The sequence below is a fragment of the Enterobacter sp. Li2LvB3 genome (assembly GCF_056156645.1).
Genome location: NZ_JBSICG010000014.1, coordinates 19294 through 44030 on the forward strand (window position 1 = coordinate 19294; position 24737 = coordinate 44030).

At 53.8% G+C, this 24737-nt stretch carries 29 protein-coding genes; 16 read left to right on the plus strand and 13 right to left on the minus strand.

Features of this window, described 5'->3' with window-relative positions; translation table 11 throughout:
- Window positions 1–9: 9 nt before the first annotated feature.
- The 9 genes from ACS603_RS12940 to mdtH all read right to left on the minus strand — a co-directional run bounded on the left by ACS603_RS12940 (window position 10) and on the right by mdtH (window position 6684).
- The gene (locus ACS603_RS12940; protein WP_315688306.1) at window positions 10–588 is read right to left on the minus strand and encodes a YceI family protein; all 579 of its coding nucleotides are present in this window, start codon (window positions 586–588) and stop codon (window positions 10–12) included.
- Between the two features lies 1 nt (window position 589).
- On the minus strand, window positions 590–1156 hold the full coding sequence (locus ACS603_RS12945) for a cytochrome b (protein ID WP_446492754.1): 567 nt from the start codon (window positions 1154–1156) through the stop codon (window positions 590–592).
- 192 nt (window positions 1157–1348) lie between these two features.
- Window positions 1349–1462 carry a DUF2770 family protein gene (locus ACS603_RS12950; RefSeq protein WP_315688308.1) on the minus strand — a complete coding sequence of 38 codons (114 nt, stop codon included), beginning with the start codon at window positions 1460–1462 and terminating at the stop codon, window positions 1349–1351.
- Window positions 1463–1523: 61 nt separating this feature from the next.
- Window positions 1524–2642, minus strand: a complete 1119-nt coding sequence (gene solA, locus ACS603_RS12955) for an N-methyl-L-tryptophan oxidase (protein WP_474944385.1) — start codon at window positions 2640–2642, stop codon at window positions 1524–1526.
- Window positions 2643–2757: 115 nt separating this feature from the next.
- Window positions 2758–3012, minus strand: a complete 255-nt coding sequence (gene bssS / locus ACS603_RS12960) for a biofilm formation regulator BssS (RefSeq protein WP_014069756.1) — start codon at window positions 3010–3012, stop codon at window positions 2758–2760.
- Window positions 3013–3293: 281 nt separating this feature from the next.
- Window positions 3294–3539 (minus strand): DNA damage-inducible protein I, encoded by a 246-nt coding sequence (gene dinI / locus ACS603_RS12965; protein WP_182060439.1) that lies wholly within the window; start codon window positions 3537–3539, stop codon window positions 3294–3296.
- A 75-nt stretch (window positions 3540–3614) separates the two neighbouring features.
- Window positions 3615–4661, minus strand: a complete 1047-nt coding sequence (gene pyrC / locus ACS603_RS12970; RefSeq protein ID WP_474944386.1) for a dihydroorotase — start codon at window positions 4659–4661, stop codon at window positions 3615–3617.
- Between the two features lie 128 nt (window positions 4662–4789).
- A complete protein-coding gene (locus ACS603_RS12975) occupies window positions 4790–5350 on the minus strand; it encodes a lipoprotein (RefSeq protein ID WP_182060441.1) in 561 nt (186 codons plus the stop codon).
- Between the two features lie 125 nt (window positions 5351–5475).
- Window positions 5476–6684, minus strand: a complete 1209-nt coding sequence (mdtH, locus tag ACS603_RS12980) for a multidrug efflux MFS transporter MdtH (RefSeq protein ID WP_182060442.1) — start codon at window positions 6682–6684, stop codon at window positions 5476–5478.
- A gap of 236 nt (window positions 6685–6920) precedes the next feature.
- Between mdtH and rimJ the strand changes: the two genes are divergently transcribed.
- The 4 genes from rimJ (at window position 6921) to murJ (ending at window position 10756) form a co-directional block, all read left to right on the plus strand.
- On the plus strand, window positions 6921–7505 hold the full coding sequence (rimJ, locus tag ACS603_RS12985; protein ID WP_182060443.1) for a ribosomal protein S5-alanine N-acetyltransferase: 585 nt from the start codon (window positions 6921–6923) through the stop codon (window positions 7503–7505).
- A gap of 9 nt (window positions 7506–7514) precedes the next feature.
- Entirely contained in the window at window positions 7515–8165 is a 651-nt protein-coding gene (locus ACS603_RS12990; RefSeq protein WP_182060444.1) for a YceH family protein, read from the plus strand.
- Between the two features lie 2 nt (window positions 8166–8167).
- Window positions 8168–9091: a Gfo/Idh/MocA family protein gene (locus ACS603_RS12995; RefSeq protein WP_182060445.1), complete on the plus strand. Its 924-nt coding sequence runs from the start codon at window positions 8168–8170 to the stop codon at window positions 9089–9091.
- Between the two features lie 129 nt (window positions 9092–9220).
- On the plus strand, window positions 9221–10756 hold the full coding sequence (gene murJ, locus ACS603_RS13000) for a murein biosynthesis integral membrane protein MurJ (RefSeq protein ID WP_474944387.1): 1536 nt from the start codon (window positions 9221–9223) through the stop codon (window positions 10754–10756).
- 59 nt (window positions 10757–10815) lie between these two features.
- Here the strand turns inward: murJ and flgN are convergent, their stop codons facing one another.
- The 3 genes from flgN to flgA form a co-directional block, all read right to left on the minus strand.
- Window positions 10816–11241, minus strand: a complete 426-nt coding sequence (gene flgN, locus ACS603_RS13005) for a flagella biosynthesis chaperone FlgN (protein WP_014069765.1) — start codon at window positions 11239–11241, stop codon at window positions 10816–10818.
- 4 nt (window positions 11242–11245) lie between these two features.
- Window positions 11246–11539, minus strand: a complete 294-nt coding sequence (gene flgM / locus ACS603_RS13010) for a flagellar biosynthesis anti-sigma factor FlgM (protein ID WP_182060447.1) — start codon at window positions 11537–11539, stop codon at window positions 11246–11248.
- Between the two features lie 93 nt (window positions 11540–11632).
- The gene (gene flgA, locus ACS603_RS13015; RefSeq protein WP_182060448.1) at window positions 11633–12322 is read right to left on the minus strand and encodes a flagellar basal body P-ring formation chaperone FlgA; all 690 of its coding nucleotides are present in this window, start codon (window positions 12320–12322) and stop codon (window positions 11633–11635) included.
- Between the two features lie 157 nt (window positions 12323–12479).
- Here flgA and flgB point away from each other — a divergent pair, with 157 nt between their 5' ends.
- From flgB to flgL, 11 genes are all read left to right on the plus strand, one after another.
- On the plus strand, window positions 12480–12896 hold the full coding sequence (gene flgB, locus ACS603_RS13020; RefSeq protein WP_182060449.1) for a flagellar basal body rod protein FlgB: 417 nt from the start codon (window positions 12480–12482) through the stop codon (window positions 12894–12896).
- A 3-nt stretch (window positions 12897–12899) separates the two neighbouring features.
- Window positions 12900–13304, plus strand: a complete 405-nt coding sequence (flgC, locus tag ACS603_RS13025; RefSeq protein WP_014069769.1) for a flagellar basal body rod protein FlgC — start codon at window positions 12900–12902, stop codon at window positions 13302–13304.
- A gap of 11 nt (window positions 13305–13315) precedes the next feature.
- The gene (flgD, locus tag ACS603_RS13030; protein WP_182060450.1) at window positions 13316–14023 is read left to right on the plus strand and encodes a flagellar hook assembly protein FlgD; all 708 of its coding nucleotides are present in this window, start codon (window positions 13316–13318) and stop codon (window positions 14021–14023) included.
- Window positions 14024–14049: 26 nt separating this feature from the next.
- Complete coding sequence (gene flgE, locus ACS603_RS13035) at window positions 14050–15318, plus strand: flagellar hook protein FlgE (RefSeq protein ID WP_474944388.1); 1269 nt, start codon at window positions 14050–14052, stop codon at window positions 15316–15318.
- Between the two features lie 20 nt (window positions 15319–15338).
- Window positions 15339–16094, plus strand: coding sequence for a flagellar basal body rod protein FlgF (locus tag ACS603_RS13040; RefSeq protein ID WP_109081055.1), 756 nt, complete (start codon window positions 15339–15341; stop codon window positions 16092–16094).
- Window positions 16095–16105: 11 nt separating this feature from the next.
- On the plus strand, window positions 16106–16888 hold the full coding sequence (gene flgG / locus ACS603_RS13045; protein ID WP_014069773.1) for a flagellar basal-body rod protein FlgG: 783 nt from the start codon (window positions 16106–16108) through the stop codon (window positions 16886–16888).
- 57 nt (window positions 16889–16945) lie between these two features.
- Window positions 16946–17644: a flagellar basal body L-ring protein FlgH gene (flgH, locus tag ACS603_RS13050; protein WP_182060452.1), complete on the plus strand. Its 699-nt coding sequence runs from the start codon at window positions 16946–16948 to the stop codon at window positions 17642–17644.
- A gap of 12 nt (window positions 17645–17656) precedes the next feature.
- Window positions 17657–18754: a flagellar basal body P-ring protein FlgI gene (locus ACS603_RS13055; RefSeq protein ID WP_182060453.1), complete on the plus strand. Its 1098-nt coding sequence runs from the start codon at window positions 17657–17659 to the stop codon at window positions 18752–18754.
- On the plus strand, window positions 18754–19710 hold the full coding sequence (flgJ, locus tag ACS603_RS13060; RefSeq protein WP_315688312.1) for a flagellar assembly peptidoglycan hydrolase FlgJ: 957 nt from the start codon (window positions 18754–18756) through the stop codon (window positions 19708–19710). The genes ACS603_RS13055 and flgJ overlap by 1 nt, the downstream gene beginning before the upstream one ends.
- Before the next feature lie 75 nt (window positions 19711–19785).
- On the plus strand, window positions 19786–21426 hold the full coding sequence (gene flgK, locus ACS603_RS13065; protein ID WP_182060455.1) for a flagellar hook-associated protein FlgK: 1641 nt from the start codon (window positions 19786–19788) through the stop codon (window positions 21424–21426).
- Window positions 21427–21441: 15 nt separating this feature from the next.
- Window positions 21442–22395: a flagellar hook-associated protein FlgL gene (gene flgL / locus ACS603_RS13070; protein WP_474944389.1), complete on the plus strand. Its 954-nt coding sequence runs from the start codon at window positions 21442–21444 to the stop codon at window positions 22393–22395.
- A gap of 78 nt (window positions 22396–22473) precedes the next feature.
- Here flgL and ACS603_RS13075 read toward each other — a convergent pair whose 3' ends face one another.
- Window positions 22474–23916 carry an MFS transporter gene (locus tag ACS603_RS13075; RefSeq protein WP_474944416.1) on the minus strand — a complete coding sequence of 481 codons (1443 nt, stop codon included), beginning with the start codon at window positions 23914–23916 and terminating at the stop codon, window positions 22474–22476.
- On the opposite strand from ACS603_RS13075, the gene ACS603_RS13080 reads away from it, so the two are divergent.
- On the plus strand, window positions 23798–24730 hold the full coding sequence (locus ACS603_RS13080) for a LysR family transcriptional regulator (RefSeq protein ID WP_474944390.1): 933 nt from the start codon (window positions 23798–23800) through the stop codon (window positions 24728–24730). The two genes, ACS603_RS13075 and ACS603_RS13080, sit on opposite strands and share 119 nt — an antisense overlap.
- Window positions 24731–24737 lie beyond the last annotated feature (7 nt).

Genomic DNA, 24737 nt, shown 5'->3' on the forward strand with positions numbered 1-24737 from the left:
GCTGCATTATTACGACTTCTGCTGAACACCTTCCACAGAAATAATCAATTCGACATCCTGGGACGCCGGTCCTAAATCCGTGGTGATATTAAAGTCTTTCAGGTGAATTTTCCCGGTGGCTTCAAAACCTGCACGCTTTCCGCCCCACGGATCATCACCCTGGCCGATTAACGTTGCCTGAAGTGTGACCGGTTTTGTTACCCCGTTGAGTGTGAGATTACCGGTAATATCAAGTTTATCTCCGGCTTTCTTCACCTCTGTTGAAGTGAATGTGGCCTGCGGGAATTTGGTTACGTTAAGAAAATCGGCACTGCGCAAATGCTTATCGCGCTCAGCATGGTTTGTGTCCACGCTGCTGGTATTTATGGTGACGTTGACGTTATCCGCGGCGGGGTTTTTGTCATCAAAACGAAATGTGCCATCGAAATCGTTAAAACTGCCATATAACCAGCTATAACCAAGATGCTGAATCCGGAAATTGACGAAAGCATGTTGGCCTTCTTTATCAATTTTATAATCAGCGGCCACCGCAGAACCGGTGGTAAATAACAGCGAACCTAACGCGATACCCAACAGGTGTTTTTTCATTTTATGCTCCAGAGTCAACTGACGAACGGCCGAGCATTCGCTTCAGCGTATCGTCTTTATCAATAAAGTGGTGTTTGAGCGCAGCAAGCCCATGAAGGACTGAAAAGATAACGATGCTCCAGGCAAGCCACAGATGAACAATGCCCGCGATATCGGCCTGTGAACCGGCATCCGTCAATGTGGCGGGAACATCAAAAATGCCAAAGACGCTGACCGGCTTGCCATCTGCGGTGGAGATAAGATACCCACTAACCAAAATGGCGATGAGCAGGGCATAGAGGGCAATATGTGCCCCTTTTGCGCTAAGACGCGTGAATTTACCGTGGCTTTGCGGAGCCGGCGGCGGTGGAGAAATATGTCGCCACACCACGCGGAAAACGAGCCCCATCATCAGCAGAATGCCAATGCTTTTATGCAACTCAGGTGCCTGATGATACCAGCCATCATAATAGCTGAGCGTCACCATCCAGAGTCCAAGACCGAACATGGCATAAATAGCCAGAGCAAATACCCAGTGTAAGCACATGGATATAATGCCGTAGCGCGAAGACGAATTTCGCAGTTGCATAAATATTACCATTCGTAATAAACAGAACGGTAAAAATGGACTGAGTAAAAAGATATTGCAACTTAAAAAACCGAATGACGATATTTATTTAATTTATTTCAGTGATTTTGAAAATGATGAGGTGGTGTAATTCAGTAAGTTCGTGCAATTAAATTAATATAAAGTTATGTCAGTTATTGTCAGTGTTTGTTTTTAGTAAAATACAATATAAATAAAATCGATGATTGCCAGCAGCGACCACAATAAAATATAAAGCATTAAATGCTCGCGAATATTATTGATAAGGTAGCTAACGATTTTGCGCATAATACCCCGAGAGATGTAGTGATAAAAAACAGGCTCCGCATCTTCGGAGCCTGAGGGCGTATTATCCGTTAAAACGGGAGAGGGAGAAGGGCTTCAGATCAAACTGTGGCGCGATCCCCTGCGCAAATTGTGCAGCGATTTCGCCCAGCACAGAGGCAAATTTAAACCCGTGGCCGCTAAGCCCGGTGATGAGCAGCGTGTTGTCATGGCCAGGCAGGGTGTCGATGATGAAATCTTCATCCGGCGTGTTGTCATAGGTGCAGGCTGCACCGTAGAGCAGGCCGCCAATACCTGGCAGGATATTTCGCAGGAACGTAAAGGCTTCAGAACCGTCGGTCGGGTAAGCGCCAAAAGGTTTACGCTCTTCTGGTGAAGAGATAACTTGCCCGCCGTTGTGTTTACCAATCTTGAGCGCGTCTTTTTCTGACGGGAAGCCGTAGAACTGATCGCCATTGGGCAATTCGCCAGTGAAGGCCGGGAACTTATTCTGGCTGCTGTAACGACCATCCGCCTGAAACCAGGAGAAGACTTTACGCACTGGCTGTACGGGCAGGTCAGGCAGCAGTTTTGTTACCCAGGTGCCAGCGCTGATAAGCAAACGAGAGGCAGAGTAGTCGCCTTCCTGGGTGCTGACGGTGACGCCATCTTCGTGATGGGTAATGGCAGTTACCGGGCAGTTGAATAGTTGAGCGCATCCTGCTTTTTCAGCAAGAGAAATCCAGGTTTTGATAGCCGTCTCGCAATGCAACACGCCGGAATTGGCTTCAAACAGCCCAAAGTAATCATCAGGAACACGGATCTCCGGCCAGCGTTTCATGATGGCTTCGGCGTCAAGACGCTCAACATCAAGATTAAACTCACGCGCGCTGTGTTCGACGGTGGCCAGAAAAGCGGAATGGGCAGGTCCGAGGTTAATAATGCCTGTTCGGTCAAAGACGCGCTCTTCGGTGAGCGTGGCCAGTTCATCCCAAAGCGTCTGGGCACGCAGCACCAGGGGCACATAGCGTTCACCTTCGCCATAGGCATGACGAATCAGACGGGTATCACCGTGATGGCTGCCTTCAGAATGCGGAGGAAGATGGGCGTCTATCATCAGAACGTTAAGACCGGCCCGCGTTGCATAATAACCTGCTGCAGAACCCACGGAGCCGCTGCCTATAATGATTAAGTCGTATTTCATAGGTATCTCATAAACCAACACTTTGTAGCAGAGTAATTAACATCGGAGGGTTATACAAGGGAGAAATAAATAAGGCACCCCGAGGGTGCCTGTTGAGTGAAATGTGGGCATAAGGTTAATGCCGTTTATACTCATTTTCCTGGTAGTCGCCAGATTCTATTTTTGCAATACCTGCTTCCAAAATAGAAATAAACTGACGTGCGACGGCAGTGGTAAGCCACAGCGTCTGCCCAATTTCCGCTTCTTCACGGTTTGGCTGATTCGGGGTCTGGTAGTGCAAACGCAGCATCAAAGCATCGTAGCTATCTACGGTACTGATATCCCAACCAACGAGAGGATGGGTCTGGATGACTTCACTATTCTTTTCCATGATAACCCCCTTAATACGTGCTAGAAGACAACGACTTTGAGGTTCAATGCATGTTTTTCTGAAGCAACTTCAGTATATCAATAAATAAGGGTTATGACGGGAAAAATAAATAGCTGGCAACACATTTTTCTGTGTTTTAGGATTGTTCGAACAATAAAACACCATCTTGTTCACGTTTTTTAAAGAAGACACCCAATTATTTTGAACTATCCCGAATGCCGGATAGCAGATAAAAAAAAGCCGGGGCGACCCGGCAAAAAAACACAATGAGGGAGCAAGATTTAATCGGTGATGAACCAGTCGTCGGCACTTTCCCACGTTTCTTGCAGGATTTCGCTGATGCGATCTTTATCTTCTTTCGCAGCGCCAATAACGGACAGATTGTTCGCGGCAGCATAACGTACCGTTACGGCGCCATCGTTTTCCGGGAAACTGTTGTGAATACGGCGGGATAATTCACCGGCAAGCGCATCAAGCGCGCCAGCAGGCAGAACGGTTGTTTTGGCGATGGTAACTTCAATACGCATAAATGCCCCCTGTGTAATATACTGTTTATTTATACAGGTATATTATGGGTTTGACAACAAGGGGCATTGATATTTTTAGCGTTTAACTGTCCATTGCACGGTTTCACCCGCCAGGAATGGGATCAGCGTGTCGTCAGTCAGTGGAATGGCGTCTTCTACCTGGTACGCGGTGCGCTCCAGTTCGATAAAGGTTTCATTGACCGGCAGGCCATAGAAACGCTGGCCGTTCAGGGAGCAGAAGGCCTCAAAATGCGCCAGCGCGTTCATCTCTTCAAACACGGTTGCGTAGCTGGCAAGTGCCGTTGGCGCGTTAAAGCAGCCCGCACAGCCGCAGCTCGCTTCTTTACGATGACGCGCGTGTGGCGCGGAATCGGTGCCCAGGAATGCGCGGTCGAAGCCACTTGCCACCAGCTCGCGCAGTGCCTGCTGGTGAATATTACGCTTGAGGATCGGCAGGCAGTAGAGATGCGGACGAACACCGCCTACCAGCATGTGGTTACGGTTAAACATCAGATGCTGTGGGGTGATGGTAGCAGCGATAAGCTCGTTGCCGTCGCGAACATATTCGGCGGCATCTTTGGTGGTGATGTGCTCAAACACCACTTTCAGTGCAGGCAGACGCTGACGCAGCGGCTCCATCACCGTCTCAATAAAACGGGCCTCACGGTCGAAGATATCAATATCAGCATGGGTAACTTCGCCGTGGATCAGCAGCGGCATCCCCAGTTTCTGCATTCTTTCCAGCACCGGCATAATGGCGTCGATACTGGTTACACCGTGGCTGGAGTTGGTGGTCGCATTGGCCGGGTAGAGCTTAGCGGCGGTGAACACCCCTTCGTTAAACCCACGCTCCACCTCGTTCGGGTCGAGTGAGTCCGTCAGATAGCAGGTCATCAGCGGGGTGAAATCATGGCCCGCAGGGACGGCATCAAGAATACGCTGGCGATATGCGATAGCAGCATCGACGGTGGTGACTGGCGGAACCAGGTTAGGCATAACAATCGCGCGGCCATAAATTTCGCTGGTATAAGGCACGACGGTTTTCAGCATATCGCCATCACGCAGATGGATATGCCAGTCGTCAGGGCGGCGGATTTTAAGAACCTGGGGTTGTGCAGTCATGGATGAGCTCCGGCTTGTCAGGAATCAGTCATTGGGATGGCCGTTTTTGCCGGACACAAATCATAAGCGGAAACGTTTTCGTTTGCACACATTTCCGTAAAAAAAAGGGCGCCTGAGCGCCCCTGGGGTTAATCGGTGAATGGAATGATGATTTCTCCCGGTTTCACCTCTATCCCTTTTGCATATTTTTTGGCAAGCGATTCGCCTTTGCTCTTATCTTCACTCAGAACATAGGCTGGCTGCTGGTTGAAATAGCTACTCAGCGACTGGTTGAGGTAGGGGATCAGGGTCTGGATCACCGGTTTCATCTTATCGGGTGAAACCACTGCATCCACCACTTCCATCTCTTGCAGATAGATGGCCCCTTTCTCTTTATTGAAGACCGGCAGTGCTTTGAGCTTGAGTTTGATATTCGCTTTCTGGCTACCGAAGAGTGAATTCATGTCCAGGTCTGCATCACCGGTAAGGGTGACTTTGTTCGGCTCTTCACGCCCAATCTGGCTGGTGAGCTTGCTCAGCACGATATGCGCGTCGGCAAGGCCCGGCACGCCAATGTCTTTTGAAAAGTTGTTATGCTTTTCCAGCGCCTGATTAATCTCCTGCTCACTGACGGTATATTGCGTAAGCTGGTTACAACCCACCAGCAGGCCACTAACGACGAATGCTGCGGCAAAGACGATCTTCTTCATGGCGTTCCTCAAAAAAATATCGGCGCTTCTGTCCTGATGCGTCAGTATGTCAGTGAGATCTGGCAGAAACCAGCAGAAAAAACTGATAAAGAAGGGCGGGAGAGCGCTCCCGCCGAACAGAGAGGTTATGCGCCAGGCTCGAGCATCCCGCGCGCACTGCGTTTCTGGCTGAACTGCCACCACAATGCAAGAAGTGTAATAAAGCCCACCACGCCCAGCATCATCCACGGAAGCTCTGGTTGATTCAGCGCTTTGCCCGCATCAAACAGCCAGCCACCGCCGGCATAGCCCAGCGCACCGCCAAAGGCCAGCCCAAGACGGCTGAACCCCATATAGCTGCCACGGGCGCGGGCGTCTGCCAGAGAGGCACTCAGCGTTTCACGCGCCGGTTCGGCGATAATCGAACCGATGTAGAACGTGCATATCAGCATAAAGAGCTGCTGCAAGGTATTCACTAGCCCAATCGGCATCATGCTCAGGGTCATCAGCAGCAGCCCGGCCATCAGCCGATGCTCAAGACGAAACCGGCGTTCGCTCCAGCGAGCAATCGGATAAAGCAGCGTCAATGAGAGGCTGGCTTCAATGGCATACATCCATTTGACGGCCGCGGGTGAGCCGGCAATATCGTTGACCATGATGGGCAGCATCAGCATGACCTGAACCGCGAGCATGTAATAGCCCGTCAGGGTCAGTACATAAGTGACGAAGCGTTTGTCACGTAGCACGCGGCCCAGACCTTCACGCACTGGGGCTTTTACCGTCGATAATTTCCATGCAGGCAGCAGCCATGCGTTAAAGGCTGCACACAGAATAAAGAGCACTGCGCCGGTGGCACACACCAGACGAAAATCATATTGCAGCAACCAGCTTCCCAGCAGTGCGCCTACCACCGCACCGGCGCTATCCTGCATCATCAGCACAGAGAAGAAGCGGCCTCGCTGGCGCGGGCGGATCAGCTTGACCACCAGTGCCGTTCGTGGGGGATCGAAGAGGGTGCCGCCGATACCGGAAAGGAAGCAGGAGAACCACAGCAGCCAGGGTTCATGCGCAATTCCCATGGTGGCGAAACCTGCCGCGCGTAACAACATCCCGGTGACAATCATTGGTTTGGCACCAAAACGGTCAGCGATAGCCCCACCAAATACGCCCAGCCCCTGCTGGACAAACTGGCGTAAACCCAGCGCGATGCCGACCATTAATGCCGCCCAGCCCATTTGATCGACAAAGCGAATCGAAATAAGCGGAAAAACGACAAAAAAGCCGAGCACGACCAGCATGTTATCGACTAACAGGAAATATTTACCCAGGTTCCTGGCCTGTGATACGCGGGACATTTCCCCTCCAGGGAAAAGAAGATGGTGAGCACGCTAATATTCTGCGGGGTCGTCAGGCTTTTTCCCACCCCGCCAGCGACAATATTTTTTTATCAAAAGGGTGCTTTGATAGAGACTTCTCATCGAAAAATGTGAAAAGAGGTCAAAATGGTATGTCACTGTTTTCACAGACGGCAAAGGCGCAGGTATAGTAAAGCTAATGGGTAGAGCAGAAGCGACGGGAAGGAGTGGTATCGATGTTTGGCTATCGCAGTAATGTGCCAAAAGTGCGCCTGACAACGGACAGGCTTGTCGTCCGTCTGGTGCATGAGCGTGATGCCTGGCGTCTGGCGGATTATTACGCCGAGAATCGCCAGTTTTTAAAACCCTGGGAACCCGTTCGGGATGAGAGCCATTGTTACCCGTCAGGCTGGCAGGCGCGGCTCAGTATGATTACGGAGTTTCACAAGCAAGGTAGTGCGTTCTATTTTGCGCTGCTGGACCCGGAAGAAAAAGAGATCGTTGGTATCGCTAACTTTTCCAATGTAGTGCGTGGGTCATTTCACGCCTGTTATCTTGGGTATTCCATCGGACAGAAGTGGCAAGGTCAGGGGTTGATGTTTGAAGCGCTGACCACGGCAATTCGCTACATGCAACGCACTCAACACATTCATCGCATCATGGCGAACTATATGCCGCATAACCAACGCAGCGGAAATTTGCTGGCGCGTTTAGGGTTTGAGAAAGAAGGTTACGCCAAAGATTATCTGCTTATCGATGGTGAATGGCGTGACCATGTGCTGACGGCGTTAACCACCCCAGACTGGACAGCAGGTCGTTAAGGAGAAAAGATGAAATATCAGTTAACCGCCACCGAAGCGCGGGTCATTGGCTGCCTGCTTGAAAAGCAGGTGACCACCCCAGAGCAATATCCGTTATCTGTGAATGCGGTGACCATGGCCTGTAATCAAAAGACCAACCGCGAGCCGGTGATGAATCTCGGTGAACACGACGTGCAGGATGTACTGGACGCGCTGGTCAAACGGCATTATCTGCGCACGGTGAGCGGGTTTGGCAACCGGGTGACCAAGTACGAACAACGTTTTTGTAATTCCGAGTTTGGCGATCTCAAATTAAGTAGCGCAGAAGTGGCGGTCATCACCACGCTGCTGTTGCGTGGCGCGCAAACCCCTGGCGAACTGCGTTCACGTGCCTCCCGAATGCATGAATTCAGCGATATGCAGGAAGTCGAGCAAACGCTGGAAGGGCTGGCGACACGCGAAGATGGCCCTTACGTGCAACGCCTTGCGCGGGAGCCGGGCAAGCGCGAAAGCCGCTTTATGCACCTGTTCAGCGGTGATGTGGAACCGCTGGACAGTTATACCGAAACCGATGCACCAGAGGGCAATGACAGCCTGACGGCGCGAGTGGAAGCGCTTGAAGAAGAAGTCGCCGGGCTTAAACAGCGTCTGGATGCCTTGCTTGCTCATTTGGGAGATTAACGGTGACAAAATTACGCGTGGGAGTCGTCGGGCTTGGCGGTATTGCTCAAAAAGCCTGGTTGCCGGTATTAGGCGCAGCGACGGACTGGACGCTGCAAGGGGCGTGGTCGCCTACTCGCGAAAAAGCGCAGCGCATCTGTGATACCTGGCGCATCCCGTATGCCAACTCGCTGCTGGATTTAGCCCGCGACTGTGATGCGGTGTTTGTGCATACCTCAACCTCAACGCATTATCAGGTGGTCAGCGAATTGCTGAACGCCGGTGTGCATGTCTGCGTGGATAAGCCGCTGGCGGAAAACGTTCAGGATGCCGAGCGCCTTATTGACCTTGCGGCCAGCAAAAACCTGCAACTGATGGTGGGTTTCAACCGTCGCTTTGCGCCACTCTATCAGCAACTCAAAGCCCAGTCCGGGAACCTTGCCTCGCTGCGCATGGACAAGCACCGTACTGACAGCATTGGGCCGAACGATCTGCGCTTTACGTTGCTCGATGATTATCTGCATGTTGTGGACACCGCACTGTGGCTCACCAACGGCAACGCGCAGCTGAAAAGCGGAACGCTGTTAACCAGCGAGCAGGGCGAAATGGTGTATGCCGAACATCACTTTTCGGTGGATCATCTCCAGGTAACAACCAGTATGCACCGCCGGGCAGGAAGCCAGCGGGAATCGGTGCAGGCCGTTACCGATGGCGCATTGTATGACATTACCGATATGCGCGAGTGGCGGGAAGAGAAGGGCAACGGCGTGGTGATGCAGCCCGTTCCAGGGTGGCAGAGCACGCTCGAGCAACGTGGCTTTGTCGGGTGTGCGCGTCACTTTATCACCTGCGTGCAAAATCAGACGGTTCCGGAAACCTCTGGCGAGCAGGCAATCCTGGCGCAGCGTATTGTGGAAAGGCTCTGGCGAGATGCCATGAGTGAATAACTCGCTGTAACATCTGCGGATAGTAATTCGTTGAAATCGGGTTAGACTAAGCGCCGCTCGTTGGCTTTGCCGGGTGGCGCTTTCGTTTACCCGGCCTACAAATCCGTATGGTTCTGGAAATTCACGTTAATGAACTTATTAAAATCGCTGGCGGCAGTCAGCTCGATGACCATGTTTTCCCGCGTGCTTGGCTTTGCGCGCGATGCCATTGTGGCAAGGGTTTTTGGCGCTGGGATGGCCACTGACGCCTTTTTCGTCGCGTTCAAGCTGCCGAATTTGCTGCGCCGTATTTTTGCCGAAGGGGCATTTTCACAGGCGTTTGTTCCCATCCTTGCGGAATATAAAAGCAAGCAGGGCGAAGATGCCACCCGCGTTTTTGTCTCCTATGTTTCTGGCCTGTTGACGCTTGCACTGGCGGTAGTGACCGTTATCGGGATGCTGGCGGCCCCCTGGGTAATTATGGTGACGGCGCCAGGCTTTACTGATACGGCCGATAAATTTGCCCTCACCAGCCAGCTTCTGCGCATTACCTTTCCTTATATTCTGCTTATCTCGCTGGCCTCACTGGTTGGTGCCATTCTGAACACCTGGAACCGCTTCTCCGTTCCGGCGTTTGCGCCCACGTTCCTTAATGTCAGCATGATTGGCTTTGCGCTGTTCGCGGCCCCGCATTTTAATCCACCGGTTCTGGCGCTGGCCTGGGCCGTTACCGTGGGCGGTGTATTACAGCTGGCCTATCAGTTGCCGCATCTGAAAAAAATTGGGATGCTGGTGCTGCCGCGCGTTAACTTCCGCGATGCCGGGGCGATGCGGGTGATTAAGCAGATGGGCCCGGCGATCCTGGGCGTATCCGTTAGCCAGATCTCGCTTATCATCAACACCATCTTTGCCTCTTTCCTGGTGTCCGGCTCCGTTTCCTGGATGTATTACGCTGACCGTCTGATGGAGTTCCCGTCAGGCGTGCTGGGCGTTGCGCTGGGGACTATCCTGCTACCATCGCTGTCGAAAAGCTTCGCCAGCGGCAATCATGATGAATACTGCCGTTTGATGGACTGGGGCTTGCGTCTTTGCTTCCTGCTGGCGTTGCCTGCTTCGGTGGCGATAGGGATCCTCGCTAAACCGTTGACCGTTTCTCTTTTTCAGTACGGAAAATTCACCGCTTTTGATGCCGCCATGACTCAACGCGCGCTGGTGGCCTATTCAGTGGGGCTGATGGGGCTGATTGTCGTTAAAGTGCTCGCTCCCGGTTTCTATTCCCGTCAGAACATTAAAACCCCGGTGAAGATTGCCATCGTGACCCTGATCATGACGCAGTTGATGAACCTTGCGTTTATTGGCCCGCTGAAACATGCCGGCCTGTCACTGTCGATTGGCCTTGCGGCTTGCCTGAACGCCGGGCTGTTGTACTGGCAGCTGCGTAAACAGGATATCTTCACCCCCCAGCCGGGATGGGCGAGTTTCCTGGTGCGTTTACTGATTGCGGTGCTGGTGATGTCAGCGGCGTTACTCGGCATGATGTACGTGATGCCAGACTGGGCCCAGGGTACGATGCCTTATCGCCTGCTGCGTCTGATGGCTGTAGTGGTGGTCGGTATTGTGGCTTACTTCGCAACGCTTGCAGTACTTGGGTTTAAAGTGAAAGAGTTTGCCCGCCGTACGGCATAAACGCCAAAAGGGGAGTTCACCCGATGGTGCTCCCCGTTCCCTGATTCGCCGTTAAAACGTCAAATCGAAATCTTTTTCCCGCCCGTAATTCTCGCACTGGATGTTTGACCATCTGCGCCGTAAAGCCCCGTTTCTTTATGGGGTTTTAACACTTCAAGCGCCTGCTGATTACGAACGATCTGTCCTTCTAACAGCCAGCCGTTATGCTGATTGAGGTCGCGAAGGTGCTGGGTCTTTTCTGTAATAGTCTGCCAGCGTTCGACAATCTCATCGTTTGCACTGCGTCGCGGATCTTGTTCCGCGCGTCGCTGTTGCTCCAGGTAATCCAGCGTCGCCAGGAGCGAACTTTTGTCTTCGGTAATACGTTGCAACGCGCTGCCGTTGATCTGACCGGAAGACAGGTGTTGTTGTTCTGCATCCATTACCGTTTTCAGGTCGTTCAGGACAACCGTCATTTGATCCAGTATTTCTGGCAGTCGACTCATACGGTTAGTTACTCTGTAAGAAACTCTGCGCTTCCTGAATCAGTGCATCAGCGATTTTGCTGGTGTCCATTTTCAGCTCGCCGTTACGAATAGCGGTTTTCAGTGATTCAACACGGTCCATGTTGATATCGCTGCTGCCTGGCTGCATCAGTTTCGCCTGCGCATCGCTCAGGGTGACGCTGGTGCTGTTTGCAGTCGACGGTTTTTCCAGACGCGTTTTCTGCGGCGTAGCGTCATTCGTTTCGCGAGGTTGTACACTGCTAACCGGTTTTAGGGCTGATGTACGATCAATGCTCATTATGTTGTCCTCATCGAGGGTTCGCGGCGTTTGCGCCTGACATCATCATTAGTTGATTATTTATCGGCAGTCGCAGCGAAATCTTTAAAAAGATTATAGGTTAATCAGAATATTCCCATCAGTATCGACAGTTCCGCTAACCACCTGGCCTGAGGACATCCTCACACGGGCATTTTGTGCAACGGCGGCGTTATTTAACGCCTGGCCTTCACTGTTGACGCTAAACCCATCTCCGTTGGCTACGACCATCACCCGCTGGCCTGCTTTTACTCGCCATGCCTGGCGCAGCATAGACAGCTGAATGGCCTGGCCTGGGGCGACATCGCGAAGGCTTACCGCGTCCTGCGCCTGATTAATGTCGAGCATGGTGCGAGGCGGCAACTGGTCCAGGCGGCCACGCTTTAGCGTCACGCTGCCTGTCTGTAACACGCTTCCCCGGGCGATAGGCTGGGCGGCGACAACATAATTGCCCGTCGCCTGAACTGCAACCTGTAAATAACGTTTTTCATTGGCGCAGCGCGCCAGCACGTTCACATTGCCCCACAGTTTTGCACTGCCGGTCACGCTGAAAGAGGGCTGGTCGCAGGAAGGATACATATTGGGCGGTGTGCGCACGATAACCGTGACGTCATCGCTAAAGCCCGCCAGCTGCTGGGCAAAGAAGCTCGTCAACTGGTCGCTAAGGCCATTGGCCTGACTATTGTCGGCCTGAACATTATCTGCCTGAACAAAGGGGCTTAAAAACAATAAGGTTGCCGCAAGGCCATGTTTCAACGTCCGCATCGCACGTTCCACCGTTTTCAGAATTGAGAGGATTCTACCTTCAGTGGTTTTGCATCAACGCAATAAATAGCGACGCATTTTGCGCTTATTCCGTCGATAAGGCAGACGGGTTGAGATTTAAGCTGTGAACTGAAATTTTGCCATCAGCGGAGGAGACATGCTCGATAAACTCGACGCTGCCTTACGTTTTCAGCAGGAAGCGCTCAATTTACGCGCCCAGCGGCAGGAAATTTTAGCCGCCAATATCGCTAACGCGGATACCCCCGGGTTTCAGGCGCGCGATATTGATTTTTCCAGTGAGCTTAAAAAAGTGATGGAGCGGGGACGTACCGAAGGGACAGGGGTTGCGCTTGCACTGACATCCTCACGCCATATTCCCGCTCAGGCGATGACTGCGCCAACCACTGACTTACTTTATCGCGTCCCCGATCAGCCTTCACTCGACGGTAACACCGTAGACATGGACCGGGAACGTACACAGTTTGCCGATAACAGCCTTCAGTACCAGACAGGCCTGAGCGTACTCGGTGGACAAATCAAAAGCATGATGAGCGTCCTCCAGGGGGGCAACTAATTCATGGCCTTGCTGAATATTTTCGATATCGCCGGTTCGGCGCTGACAGCGCAGTCCAAACGCCTGAACGTGGCAGCCAGTAACCTGGCAAACGCCGACAGCGTGACCGGCCCGGACGGGCAGCCTTATCGCGCAAAACAGGTTGTCTTTCAGGTCGATGCTGCGCCAGGTGCGGCGACGGGCGGCGTGAAAGTCTCTGACGTGGTAGAGAGCCAGGCACCGGACAAACTGGTCTACGAGCCGGGTAATCCGCTCGCCGACGCCAGTGGTTACGTGAAAATGCCAAACGTGGATGTGGTCGGTGAAATGGTCAACTCCATGTCGGCTTCGCGTAGCTATCAGGCCAACGTCGAAGTGCTTAATACCGTGAAGAGCATGATGCTCAAAACACTCACTCTCGGCCAGTAAAGGAGACACGCATGTCCATCGCCGTCAATGTGAATGACACCACTAACTCGGGCGTAACCAGTACCAGCTCTACCAGCTCCAGCTCCCTGACGGGAAGCAGTGCTTCCGATCTGCAAAGCAGCTTCCTGACGCTGCTGGTGGCGCAGCTGAAGAACCAGGATCCAACCAACCCGATGCAGAACAACGAACTGACCACGCAGCTTGCGCAGATCAGTACCGTTAGCGGCATTGAAAAGCTCAACACCACCCTTGGTTCAGTATCCGGCCAAATCGACAGCAGCCAGTCGCTTCAGGCGGCGAACCTGATTGGCCACGGCGTTATGATCCCTGGCACCACGGTGCTTGCCGGAAGCACCACTACCGATGGCTCGACAACCACCTCTACTACACCGTTTGGCGTGGAGCTGCAACAGGCTGCTGACAAAGTTACCGCCACGATTAAAGACTCCACCGGAGCCGTGATTCGTACCATTGATATTGGTGCACTGTCGGCCGGTGTTCACACCTTTACCTGGGATGGCAGCGCGACCGATGGCTCCACTGCGCCGAACGGTTCTTACACCGTTTCTATCGCGGCCAGTAGCGGGACCACTCAGCTGGTTGCACAACCACTTCAGTTTGGCCTGGTGCAGGGCGTGATTAAAGGCAGCGACGGCAACAAACTGGATTTGGGTACCACAGGTACCACCACACTCGACGAAGTTCGGCAGATTATCTAAGCCTTAACACTTATCAGGAGTAAGTCATGGCCTTTTCTCAAGCGGTCAGCGGCCTGAATGCTGCGGCCACCAACCTGGATGTCATTGGCAACAACATCGCCAACTCCGCGACCTACGGTTTTAAATCCGGCTCTGCCTCTTTTGCAGACATGTTTGCCGGTTCCAAAGTAGGCCTGGGCGTTAAAGTTGCAGGCATCACTCAGGACTTCACCGACGGCACCACCACCAACACCGGTCGTGGCCTGGATGTGGCAATTAGCCAGAACGGTTTCTTCCGTATGGTTGATGCGAACGGTTCCGTGTTCTACAGCCGTAACGGCCAGTTCAAACTGGATGAAAACCGTAACCTGGTGAACATGCAGGGTCTGCAACTGACCGGTTACCCTGTTGCGGGTACACCGCCATCGGTACAGACCGGTGCGAACCCGCAGCCTATTTCGATTCCGAATACCCTGATGGCCGCGAAATCGACCACCACGGCAACGCAGCAGATCAACCTGAACTCCACGGACGATGTCCCGACAGTGGCATTTGATCCGACCAACGCGGACAGCTACAACAAGAAGGGTTCGGTCACGGTTTATGACAGCCAGGGTAACGAACATAATATGAGCGTTTACTATGTCAAAACCGCGGACAACACCTGGGATTTGTATACCCAGGATGCAAGCGTTGCTAACGCTACTGCGAACAAAGCGGCGCAGATGAGTTTTGACAACAACGGTAACCTGGCAGGCGTGTATAACTACACTGCGCTTGGCACCACGCCGCAAACCTGGTCACTGGCGACTACCGCCAACACCACCCCGTCTATCAATATCGTTACCGATTCAGTCAGTGGCGCAACCCCTGCATCGTTCAACCTGAGCTTCCTGAACTCCATGCAGCAGAACACCGGTTCCAACAACGTTGTGGCGACCACTCAGAACGGCTACAAGCCTGGCGACCTGGTGAGCTACCAGATCAACGATGACGGTACCGTTGTGGGTAACTACTCCAACGAACAGACTCAGGTTCTGGGCCAGATCGTGATGGCAAACTTCGCTAACAACGAAGGTTTGCAGTCTGAAGGCGATAACGTCTGGTCTGCAACCCAGTCATCCGGCGTTGCGCTGCTGGGTACAGCAGGAACCGGTAACTTCGGTACGCTGACTAACGGTGCCCTGGAAGCCTCTAACGTTGACCTGAGTAAAGAGCTGGTGAACATGATTGTTGCTCAACGTAACTATCAGTCGAACGCACAGACCATCAAAACTCAGGATCAGATCCTCAACACGCTGGTTAACCTGCGTTAAGCGGCTAACAGGAAAGCGCAATGGATCACGCAATATATACAGCGATGGGCGCCGCAAGCCAGACGCTCAATCAGCAGGCCGTCACCGCCAGCAACCTCGCGAACGCCTCTACGCCGGGTTTTCGTGCGCAGCTTAATGCGCTGCGCGCCGTGCCGGTAGAAGGGCTGTCGTTACCCACGCGTACGCTGGTAACGGCTTCTACACCAGGTGCGGATATGACGCCGGGTCAGATGGATTACACCTCGCGTCCACTGGACGTTGCGCTTCAGCAGGACGGCTGGCTGGCCGTGCAAACTGCCGATGGCAGCGAGGGATATACCCGCAACGGTAATATCCAGGTGAGCGCCACCGGGCAACTGACGATCCAGGGACACCCGGTTATGGGTGAAGCTGGCCCGCTTACCGTACCGGAAGGCTCAGAGCTGACCATCGCTGCTGACGGGACCATCTCGGCATTAAACCCAGGTGACCCGGCAAACACCGTTGCGCCTGTCGGTCGTCTGAAGCTGGTTAAAGCGGAAGGTAAAGAAGTGCAGCGTGGTGATGACGGGATGTTCCGTCTGACCCAGGCGGCGCAAGCCACGCGCGGTGCCACATTACAGGCTGATCCGAGTATTCGTGTGATGTCTGGTGTGCTGGAAGGCAGTAACGTCAAACCGGTTGAAGCCATGACCGATATGATCGCCAGCGCCCGTCGTTTTGAAATGCAGATGAAAATTATCAGCAGCGTTGATGAAAACGCGAGCAAAGCTAACCAACTTCTGGCTATGAGTTAACAGGACTTCTTATGATCAGTTCTTTATGGATCGCGAAAACGGGCCTGGACGCACAACAAACCAATATGGACGTTATTGCCAACAACCTGGCAAACGTCAGTACCAATGGTTTCAAGCGTCAGCGCGCCGTTTTCGAAGATTTGCTTTACCAAACTATTCGTCAGCCAGGTGCTCAGTCTTCTGAACAAACCACGCTGCCGTCCGGTTTGCAGATAGGTACAGGTGTTCGTCCGGTGGCGACCGAGCGTCTGCACAGCCAGGGCAACCTGTCTCAGACCAACAACAGTAAAGACGTGGCAATCAAAGGTCAGGGTTTCTTCCAGGTGCAGCTGCCTGACGGAACCTCTGCCTACACTCGCGATGGCTCTTTCCAGGTTGATCAGAACGGCCAGCTGGTAACAGCGGGTGGTTTCCAGGTTCAGCCTGCGATCACTATCCCGGCGAACGCCCTGAGCATCACCATCGGACGTGATGGTGTGGTCAGCGTAACGCAGCAGGGGCAGACCAACCCGGTGCAGGTAGGGCAGCTCAACCTGACCACCTTCATGAACGATACTGGTCTGGAAAGCATTGGTGAGAACCTCTACACCGAAACGCAATCCTCCGGTACGCCAAATGAAAGCACGCCTGGCCTGAACGGCGCAGGTTTGTTGTATCAGGGTTATGTCGAAACCTCGAACGTTAACGTTGCGGAAGAACTGGTGAATATGATCCAGGTTCAGCGCGCGTATGAAATTAACAGTAAAGCAGTGTCGACGACCGACCAGATGCTGCAAAAACTGACGCAACTCTAAGGTGTAGCCCGGTGTGGTAACTGCCACACCGGCTCCCTGTTTTCGAAGATGAAGGCAATGCAAAAAAACGCGGCGTTTCGTTATCCAATACTGACTGTGCTGGCTGTTACCCTCAGTGGGTGTGCCTGGGTCCCGTCTAAACCACTGGTTGAGGGTGCGACGACCGCCCAACCCGTTCCTGGCCCTTCGCCAGTCGTGAACGGTTCAATTTTCCAGACCGCGCAGCCGATTAACTATGGCTATCAGCCGCTGTTTGAAGACCGTCGCCCACGTAACGTCGGCGATACCCTGACCATTGTGTTGCAGGAAAACGTCAGTGCGAGCAAGAGTTCGTCGGCGAACGCCAGCCGCGATGGCAAAACTAATTTTGGCTTCGACACCGTACCACGCTATCTGCAGGGCCTGTTTGGCAATGCGCGTGCCGATGTTGATGCATCTGGCGGTAACACCTTTAATGGTAAAGGTGGCGCAAATGCCAGCAACACCTTCAGCGGTACGCTGACGGTGACGGTTGACCAGGTTCTGGTTAACGGCAACTTACACGTTGTGGGTGAAAAACAGATTGCCATCAACCAGGGCACTGAGTTCATTCGTTTCTCCGGTGTGGTTAACCCTCGCACCATCAGCGGCACCAATACCGTACCGTCCACCCAGGTGGCGGATGCGCGCATCGAGTACGTCGGCAACGGCTACATCAACGAAGCGCAAAATATGGGCTGGCTGCAGCGCTTCTTCCTTAACTTATCGCCGATGTAAGCGAGGTAACTCATGTTTAAATTCCTCTTCGCAGCGGCGCTGGCGCTGGTGGCTACCTTTGCTCAGGCAGACCGTATTCGTGACCTGACCAGCGTACAGGGCGTACGTGAAAACTCATTGATTGGTTATGGCCTGGTCGTGGGGCTGGACGGTACGGGTGACCAGACCACCCAGACACCGTTCACCACCCAGAGCTTAAACAACATGCTCTCCCAGCTTGGTATTACCGTACCGGCGGGCACGAACATGCAGCTGAAAAACGTGGCCGCGGTAATGGTCACCGCCTCTTTCCCGGCGTTTGCGCGCCAGGGGCAAACCATTGATGTGGTCGTTTCCTCTATGGGTAACGCCAAAAGCCTGCGCGGCGGTACGCTGCTGATGACGCCATTAAAAGGTGTTGATAGCCAGGTGTATGCGCTGGCGCAGGGGAACATCCTGGTCGGTGGGGCGGGTGCATCCGCGGGCGGCAGCAGCGTGCAGGTGAACCAGCTCAACGGCGGGCGTATTACCGGCGGGGCGATTATCGAACGTGAACTGCCAACCCAGTTCGGTTCCGGTAACACCATTAACCTGCAACTGAATAATGAAGACTTCACGATGGCGCAGCAAATTGCTGACACCATCAACCGCAGCCGTGGCTATGGCAGCGCAACCGCGCTGGACGCACGTACCGTGCAGATCCGTACCTCTACAGGCAGCAGCAACCAGGTGCGGATGCTGGCGGATATCCAGAATATGGAAGTGAACGTTCCGCTTCAGGATGCCAAAGTCATTATTAACTCGCGTACAGGCTCTGTGGTGATGAACCGTGAAGTGATGCTGGACAGCTGTGCCGTGGCGCAGGGTAACCTCTCGGTGACGGTGAACCGTTCCGCGAACGTCAGCCAGCCGAATACGCCATTTGGTGGCGGCCAGACGGTTGTGACGCCGCAAACGCAGATTGATATGCGCCAGAGCGGCGGTTCGCTGCAAAGCGTGCGCTCCAGTGCCAACCTGAATAGCGTGGTACGTGCGCTGAACGCATTGGGCGCAACGCCGATAGATCTGATGTCCATTCTGCAATCGATGCAAACTGCAGGTTGCCTGCGTGCCAAAGTGGAAATCATCTAATGCTGACCGATAGCAAACTGCTGACCAGTGCCGCCTGGGATGCCCAGTCGCTCAACGAACTGAAAACCAAAGCGGGTAAAGATCCATCGGCGAATATTCGCCCGGTCGCCCGCCAGGTGGAAGGGATGTTTGTACAGATGATGCTGAAAAGTATGCGTGAAACCCTGCCGAAAGACGGGATTTTCAGCAGCGACTCAACGCGACTCTATACCAGCATGTATGACCAGCAGATTGCGCAGCAGATGACGGCCGGGAAGGGCTTAGGTCTGGCTGACATGATTGTGAAACAGACCGAAGCCGCGCAGGGTGTGCAGGCACAGGAAGAGCAGCCGCAGCAGGTGCCGATGAAGTTTGACCTGGAAACGGTGACCAGTTATCAGAACCAGGCGCTGACGCAGATGGTGCGTAAAGCGATGCCGAAGGCGACGGATAACAGTGACGAGCCGCTTTCCGGTGACAGCAAGGACTTCCTGGCTCAGCTTTCCCTGCCTGCGCGGCTTGCCAGTGAGCAGAGCGGCGTACCGCATCACCTGATTCTGGCGCAGGCTGCGCTGGAGTCGGGCTGGGGGCAACGTCAGATCCGTAAAGAAAACGGTGAGCCAAGCTTTAACATCTTTGGCGTTAAGGCCAACGCCAACTGGAAAGGGCCAACCACCGAGATAACCACCACGGAATACGAAAACGGCGCTGCCGTGAAAGTGAAAGCGAAATTCCGTGTGTATAGCTCTTATCTGGAAGCCTTGTCGGATTACGTGAACGTTCTGAGCCGCAACCCGCGCTATACCGCCGTGACCCAGGCGGCAACGCCGGAGCAGGGCGCGCAAGCGTTGCAGAATGCGGGCTACGCCACCGATCCAAACTATGCGCGTAAGCTCACCAGTATGATCCAGCAGCTGAAATCAATGGGCGAGAAAGTCAGCAAAGCCTATAGCACAGATCTCGAAAATCTGTTCTGAAAGTTCTCAAGTCCCGGTGGAGGCTGCCGATAACCTTCATCAGGACTCGTGTCTGAAAGTATAAAAGGAACCCCCATGTCCAGTTTGATTAACAGCGCCATGAGTGGCCTCAGTGCTGCACAGGCGGCACTCAATACCGTCAGTAATAATATTTCAAGCTACAACGTGGCCGGTTACACTCGCCAGAACACCATTCTGGGAGCCTCTAACAGCACGCTGACAGGCGGTGGCTGGGTTGGCAACGGGGTTTATGTCTCCGGCGTTCAGCGTGAGTATGATGCATTCATCACTAACCAGCTGCGTGCGGCAGATACCCAGAACAGCGGGCTGACAACGCGTTATCAGCAGATGTCGAAAATTGATGACGTGCTCTCTGATACCACAAACTCGCTGTCCACGACGTTGCAGGACTTCTTTACCAGCCTGCAAACGCTGGTCAGTAACGCAGAAGATCCGGCTGCGCGTCAGACGGTACTCGGCAAAGCCGATGGCCTGGTTAACCAGTTCAAAGTTAACGATCAGTATCTGCGCGATCAGGATAAGCAGGTTAATACCTCTATCACCAGCAGCGTCGACCAGATCAACGCCTACGCGAAGCAAATCGCGAACCTCAACGATCAGATTTCACGTCTGACTGGTGTGGGTGCTGGTTCATCCCCGAACGAACTGCTCGATCAGCGTGACCAGCTGGTCAATAACCTGAACCAGATTGTGGGTGTTGAAGTGGCCGTGCAGGACAGCGGTACTTACAACATCTCCTTCGCGAACGGTTATACCCTGGTTCAGGGAAGCACCGCGAATCAGCTGGCGGCAGTTCAGTCCAGCGCTGATCCTTCGCGTATCACTGTTGCGTATGTAGATGCGGCTTCTGGCAACGTTGAGATCCCGGAAAAACAGATAACCTCCGGTTCTCTGGGCGGGTTGTTAACCTTCCGTTCTCAGGATCTGGATAAAGCACGTAACTCCCTGAACCAGATGGCGCTGGCGTTTGCCGATGCCATGAATACCCAGCATGAAGCCGGGTTTGATGCGAATGGCGATGCGGGCGGCAAACTGTTTGATTATGGATCTCCGTCAGTACTGAGCAACAGCAGAAATACCGGCAGTGCAGCTGTGACGGCGAGCGTAACCGACAGCTCTGCGGTGCAGGCGACTAACTACAAAGTCGAATACAACGGCACGAACTGGACCGTAACGCGTCTGGCGGATAAAACCAGTTTTACCGCAACGGCTGATGCCAGCGGCAACCTGTCGTTTGACGGCCTGAACGTCAACATCAGCGGTTCTGCTAACACCAAAGACAGTTTCGTGGTGAAGCCGGTGAACGATGTCATCATCAATATGGATCTGGCGATTAGCGACGAATCCAAACTGGCAATGGCATCTGCCAGCGGCAGTGGCGATAGCGATAACACCAACGGTCAAAAACTGCTGGATCTGCAAAGCGCCAAAGTGGTTGGTGGCAATAAGACCTTCAACGATGCCTACGCTGCACTGGTCAGTACGGTGGGTAGCACCACCGCATCGCTGAAAACCAGTAGCGAAACGCAGACTAACGTCGTGACGCAGCTGACCAAGCAGCAGCAGTCTATCTCCGGGGTTAACCTGGACGAAGAATACGGCAACCTGCAACGCTATCAGCAGTATTACCTGGCGAATGCGCAGGTACTTCAGACTGCCAGCACGCTCTTTGATGCGTTAATCAATATTCGCTAAGGACCGGAGTGAAAAATGCGTATTAGCACTCAAATGATGTATGAGCAGAGTATGCGTGGGGTGACAAACTCCCAGAGTCTCTGGCTCGGTTATGGCGAACAGATGTCTACCGGTAAGCGTGTAAACCGCCCATCCGATGACCCGATTGCCGCGTCTCAGGCTGTTGTCCTGTCTCAGGCGCAAACCCAGAACAGTCAGTATGCACTGGCGCGTACCTTCGCAACGACCAAAGTCTCTCTTGAAGAGAACGTGTTGACGCAGGTGACATCGGCTATCCAGAGCGCGCAGGAAAAGATCGTGTATGCGGGTGACGGCACGCTGAGTGATACCGACCGCGCTTCACTGGCGACTGACCTCCAGGGTATCCGCGATCAGCTGATGAACCTGGCGAACAGCACCGACGGTAATGGCCGCTATATCTTTGCCGGTTACAAAACCGAAGCGGCAGCCTTTGATTCAACGACCGGTACTTACGCTGGCGGCACGACGCCAATCAGTCAGCAGGTTGATTCAGCACGTTCAATGCAAATCAGCCATACCGGCTCTGAAGTTTTCGATAAGTTCACCAGCAGCGCGAAACCAGAGCCAGATGGCAGTGCCCCGGAAACGAACCTGTTCAAGATCCTGGACACAGCGATTGCCGCACTGAATACCCCTATTGCCGACGACCAGACCGCCGCTGACGCTCTGACCGCTGCAGTTGATAAAACCAACCGTGGCCTGAGCAACTCCCTGGATAACGTCCTGACGGTGCGCGCTGATTTGGGTACGAAGCTGAATGAGCTGGATAAACTGGATGCGCTGGGTGATGACCGTGCGTTGGGGCAAACTCAGCAGATGAGCAACCTGGTTGACGTTGACTGGAACTCGGTGATTTCGTCTTACACCATGCAGCAGGCGGCATTGCAGGCGTCTTATAAAGCCTTCAGCGATATGCAGGGCATGTCTCTGTTCCAGATGAACAAGTAACATCTTGACCTCTTAGAACATGTCTCGAAACTGGACATGTTTTGACTGCCCAATCCGTATCTGGATTGGGCATTTTTTTTATAACGCTTCAGCCTGAGCAGACATCACACGGGCGCTTTCAATCAAGCGGATCACCAGTGCAATGGCGCCACACAGGGTTGCCAGCGCTACCACGCCAGACCAGCCTGCCAGAGAATAGATGTTCGTGCCCGCTACTGAACCCAGCGCCATCCCGATAAAGACCACCGTAAACAGCAGGGCGTTAAGACGACCGCGTGCCTGAGGCTCCAGGCTGTAAACCAGGTTCTGGTGTGCCACCAGGCTCGATTGCAGACCCAGGTCGAAACCGACGGCGGACAGTGCAATCAGGAACAATTGCCCGTGTGTGCCAAGAGCAGGCATCAGGAACATCAGGGCAAAAGAGACGGTCACCAGTACCGCACCAAGCTGGGTGACTTTACCCGCGCCCAGTTTGTCCGCCAGCCCTCCCGCCAGCGGTGCGGCCAGTGCACCCGCCGCACCGGCAATACCAAATCCACCAGCAACGGCGCTGCCCAGGTGATAGCGCTCAAACAGCATTACGGCAAGCGTTGACCAGAACGCACTGAACGCCACGGAAAGGAAACCCTGAGCCAGAGCCGCACGGCGCAGGGCCGGATAACGACGCCACAGGTGCTCCATGGAGCGCATCAGTGCCGGATAGCTGAGTGTTGAGTGGGTCGCAAAACGCGGCAGTACCGCCCACATCACCGCGCCGATAATGGCAATACTGACGGCGGCCAGCTGATACATGACGCGCCAGCCAAAGGCTTCACCCACCACGCCGCTGACGGTACGCGACAGCAAAATACCCAGTAACAAACCGGTCATGACCGTGCCCACGGTTTTCCCTTGTTTACCTTCCGGCGCGAGAATGGCTGCCGCAGGGACGATATCCTGTGCCATGGTTGCGGCCATCCCGATTAACAGGCTTGCCAGCAGCAGGGAATGCAATTGCCCGGTCAGGCTACAGCCCAGTAAGAAGAGGGCCAGTGCGGCACTCTTTATCAGGATTAGCGTTCTGCGGTCATGGCGATCGCCAAGCGGCAGCAGGAAAAGAATACCAAGCGCATAGCCTGCCTGGGTCAGCGTGGGTACCAGACCCATGCCTTCGATGCTTAAATGCAGGTCTGAACCCATCAGGGGCAGCAGAGGCTGGGCATAGTAAATCGATGCCACGCTGAATCCGGCACCCATCGCCAGCATAAAAATAACCCAGCGGCTTACGGCATGGGTGGCAGTTGTTGTGTTCATAAGACGTTCCTCAGTCATAGTGTGAGGACATTTTTTCGCAGTCAGCCTTGTGGTGGTAGACGGCCTGGTGGTAAAACGCTTATACGTTAAACGTATTACCAGTAAAATAATGAAACGAACTGAGCGTATAGACAGGGTTGAGTTGATGCGGACGTTTGTTCGCATCGTGGAGTCGGGCTCGTTGTCTGCGGCAGCAAGGCAGCTTGGCACAACGCAGGCGACAGTCAGCCGACGTCTGCAATCGCTGGAAACCGTTCTGGGTGTCCGGTTGTTGCTCCGTACCACCCATGCAACTAAATTAACGGATGATGGCGAGCGCTGTTATCAACATGCCCGGCGGGTGATTGATAGCTGGCTGGCGCTGGAAGATGAAGTCGGGCAGACCGAAGATGTACCGGTTGGCGTACTGCGGGTACGTGCACCCCATGCTTTCGGGCAGGATCAGCTTCTGAAACCGCTCACGCAATTTTTGCAGCGCTACCCGCAATTGTCCGTTGAGTGGATGCTGAATGATAAGTCGGTCGACTTCCTGAGCGACAACCTCGATTGTGCCATCCGCGTGGGGGCAGAAATCGATCCAGCGACCGTTTCTGTGCTGCTGGCAGAGGTCCCGCGCTGTGTGGTGGCATCGCCGGAGCTGTTGGCTCAGTTTGCGCCAGTGAAAACCCCGGAAGATCTCTCTGTGCTGCCGTGGATTGCGATCAACACCTTCTATCAGCGCCATGTCGAGTTATTCGATGGCGTTTCTGAGTTGCCCGCGCGTGTTGCCATCACCCCAAGACTGAGTACCGATAGCCTGCATGTGGCACGCAATACCGTGCTGAGCGGGCTGGGCGTGGCGGTTGTTTCAAGCTGGACGGTCAAAGAGGATATTCAGGAAGGGCGGCTAGTGCATTTACTTTCCGACTGGCAACCTGCGGCGTTGCCTGTGCATCTGGTTTATCCGTGGTCACGCTATTACCCGGCGCGCCTGCGGCGTTTTCTGGAGATGATGCGCCAGGTGATGCCGGACATTGCCGGCATGAGAAAACCCGGGCAGTAGCAATAAA

Bases quoted from the DNA above. Each gene is read 5' to 3' on its own strand.
- flgA (WP_182060448.1), bottom strand. From the start codon at position 12,322: ATGCGGACGTTGAAACATGGCCTTGCGGCAACCTTATTGTTTTTAAGC.
- ACS603_RS12990 (WP_182060444.1), top strand. From the start codon at position 7,515: ATGAAATATCAGTTAACCGCCACCGAAGCGCGGGTCATTGGCTGCCTG.
- flgM (WP_182060447.1), bottom strand. From the start codon at position 11,539: ATGAGCATTGATCGTACATCAGCCCTAAAACCGGTTAGCAGTGTACAA.
- flgE (WP_474944388.1), top strand. From the start codon at position 14,050: ATGGCCTTTTCTCAAGCGGTCAGCGGCCTGAATGCTGCGGCCACCAAC.
- flgK (WP_182060455.1), top strand. From the start codon at position 19,786: ATGTCCAGTTTGATTAACAGCGCCATGAGTGGCCTCAGTGCTGCACAG.
- bssS (WP_014069756.1), bottom strand. From the start codon at position 3,012: ATGGAAAAGAATAGTGAAGTCATCCAGACCCATCCTCTCGTTGGTTGG.
- pyrC (WP_474944386.1), bottom strand. From the start codon at position 4,661: ATGACTGCACAACCCCAGGTTCTTAAAATCCGCCGCCCTGACGACTGG.
- ACS603_RS12940 (WP_315688306.1), bottom strand. From the start codon at position 588: ATGAAAAAACACCTGTTGGGTATCGCGTTAGGTTCGCTGTTATTTACC.
- ACS603_RS13040 (WP_109081055.1), top strand. From the start codon at position 15,339: ATGGATCACGCAATATATACAGCGATGGGCGCCGCAAGCCAGACGCTC.
- ACS603_RS12945 (WP_446492754.1), bottom strand. From the start codon at position 1,156: ATGCAACTGCGAAATTCGTCTTCGCGCTACGGCATTATATCCATGTGC.
- rimJ (WP_182060443.1), top strand. From the start codon at position 6,921: ATGTTTGGCTATCGCAGTAATGTGCCAAAAGTGCGCCTGACAACGGAC.
- ACS603_RS13055 (WP_182060453.1), top strand. From the start codon at position 17,657: ATGTTTAAATTCCTCTTCGCAGCGGCGCTGGCGCTGGTGGCTACCTTT.
- mdtH (WP_182060442.1), bottom strand. From the start codon at position 6,684: ATGTCCCGCGTATCACAGGCCAGGAACCTGGGTAAATATTTCCTGTTA.
- flgJ (WP_315688312.1), top strand. From the start codon at position 18,754: ATGCTGACCGATAGCAAACTGCTGACCAGTGCCGCCTGGGATGCCCAG.
- flgG (WP_014069773.1), top strand. From the start codon at position 16,106: ATGATCAGTTCTTTATGGATCGCGAAAACGGGCCTGGACGCACAACAA.
- dinI (WP_182060439.1), bottom strand. From the start codon at position 3,539: ATGCGTATTGAAGTTACCATCGCCAAAACAACCGTTCTGCCTGCTGGC.
- flgN (WP_014069765.1), bottom strand. From the start codon at position 11,241: ATGAGTCGACTGCCAGAAATACTGGATCAAATGACGGTTGTCCTGAAC.
- flgB (WP_182060449.1), top strand. From the start codon at position 12,480: ATGCTCGATAAACTCGACGCTGCCTTACGTTTTCAGCAGGAAGCGCTC.
- ACS603_RS13080 (WP_474944390.1), top strand. From the start codon at position 23,798: ATGAAACGAACTGAGCGTATAGACAGGGTTGAGTTGATGCGGACGTTT.
- flgC (WP_014069769.1), top strand. From the start codon at position 12,900: ATGGCCTTGCTGAATATTTTCGATATCGCCGGTTCGGCGCTGACAGCG.
- murJ (WP_474944387.1), top strand. From the start codon at position 9,221: ATGAACTTATTAAAATCGCTGGCGGCAGTCAGCTCGATGACCATGTTT.
- ACS603_RS12950 (WP_315688308.1), bottom strand. From the start codon at position 1,462: ATGCGCAAAATCGTTAGCTACCTTATCAATAATATTCGCGAGCATTTA.
- ACS603_RS12975 (WP_182060441.1), bottom strand. From the start codon at position 5,350: ATGAAGAAGATCGTCTTTGCCGCAGCATTCGTCGTTAGTGGCCTGCTG.
- flgL (WP_474944389.1), top strand. From the start codon at position 21,442: ATGCGTATTAGCACTCAAATGATGTATGAGCAGAGTATGCGTGGGGTG.
- solA (WP_474944385.1), bottom strand. From the start codon at position 2,642: ATGAAATACGACTTAATCATTATAGGCAGCGGCTCCGTGGGTTCTGCA.
- flgD (WP_182060450.1), top strand. From the start codon at position 13,316: ATGTCCATCGCCGTCAATGTGAATGACACCACTAACTCGGGCGTAACC.
- flgH (WP_182060452.1), top strand. From the start codon at position 16,946: ATGCAAAAAAACGCGGCGTTTCGTTATCCAATACTGACTGTGCTGGCT.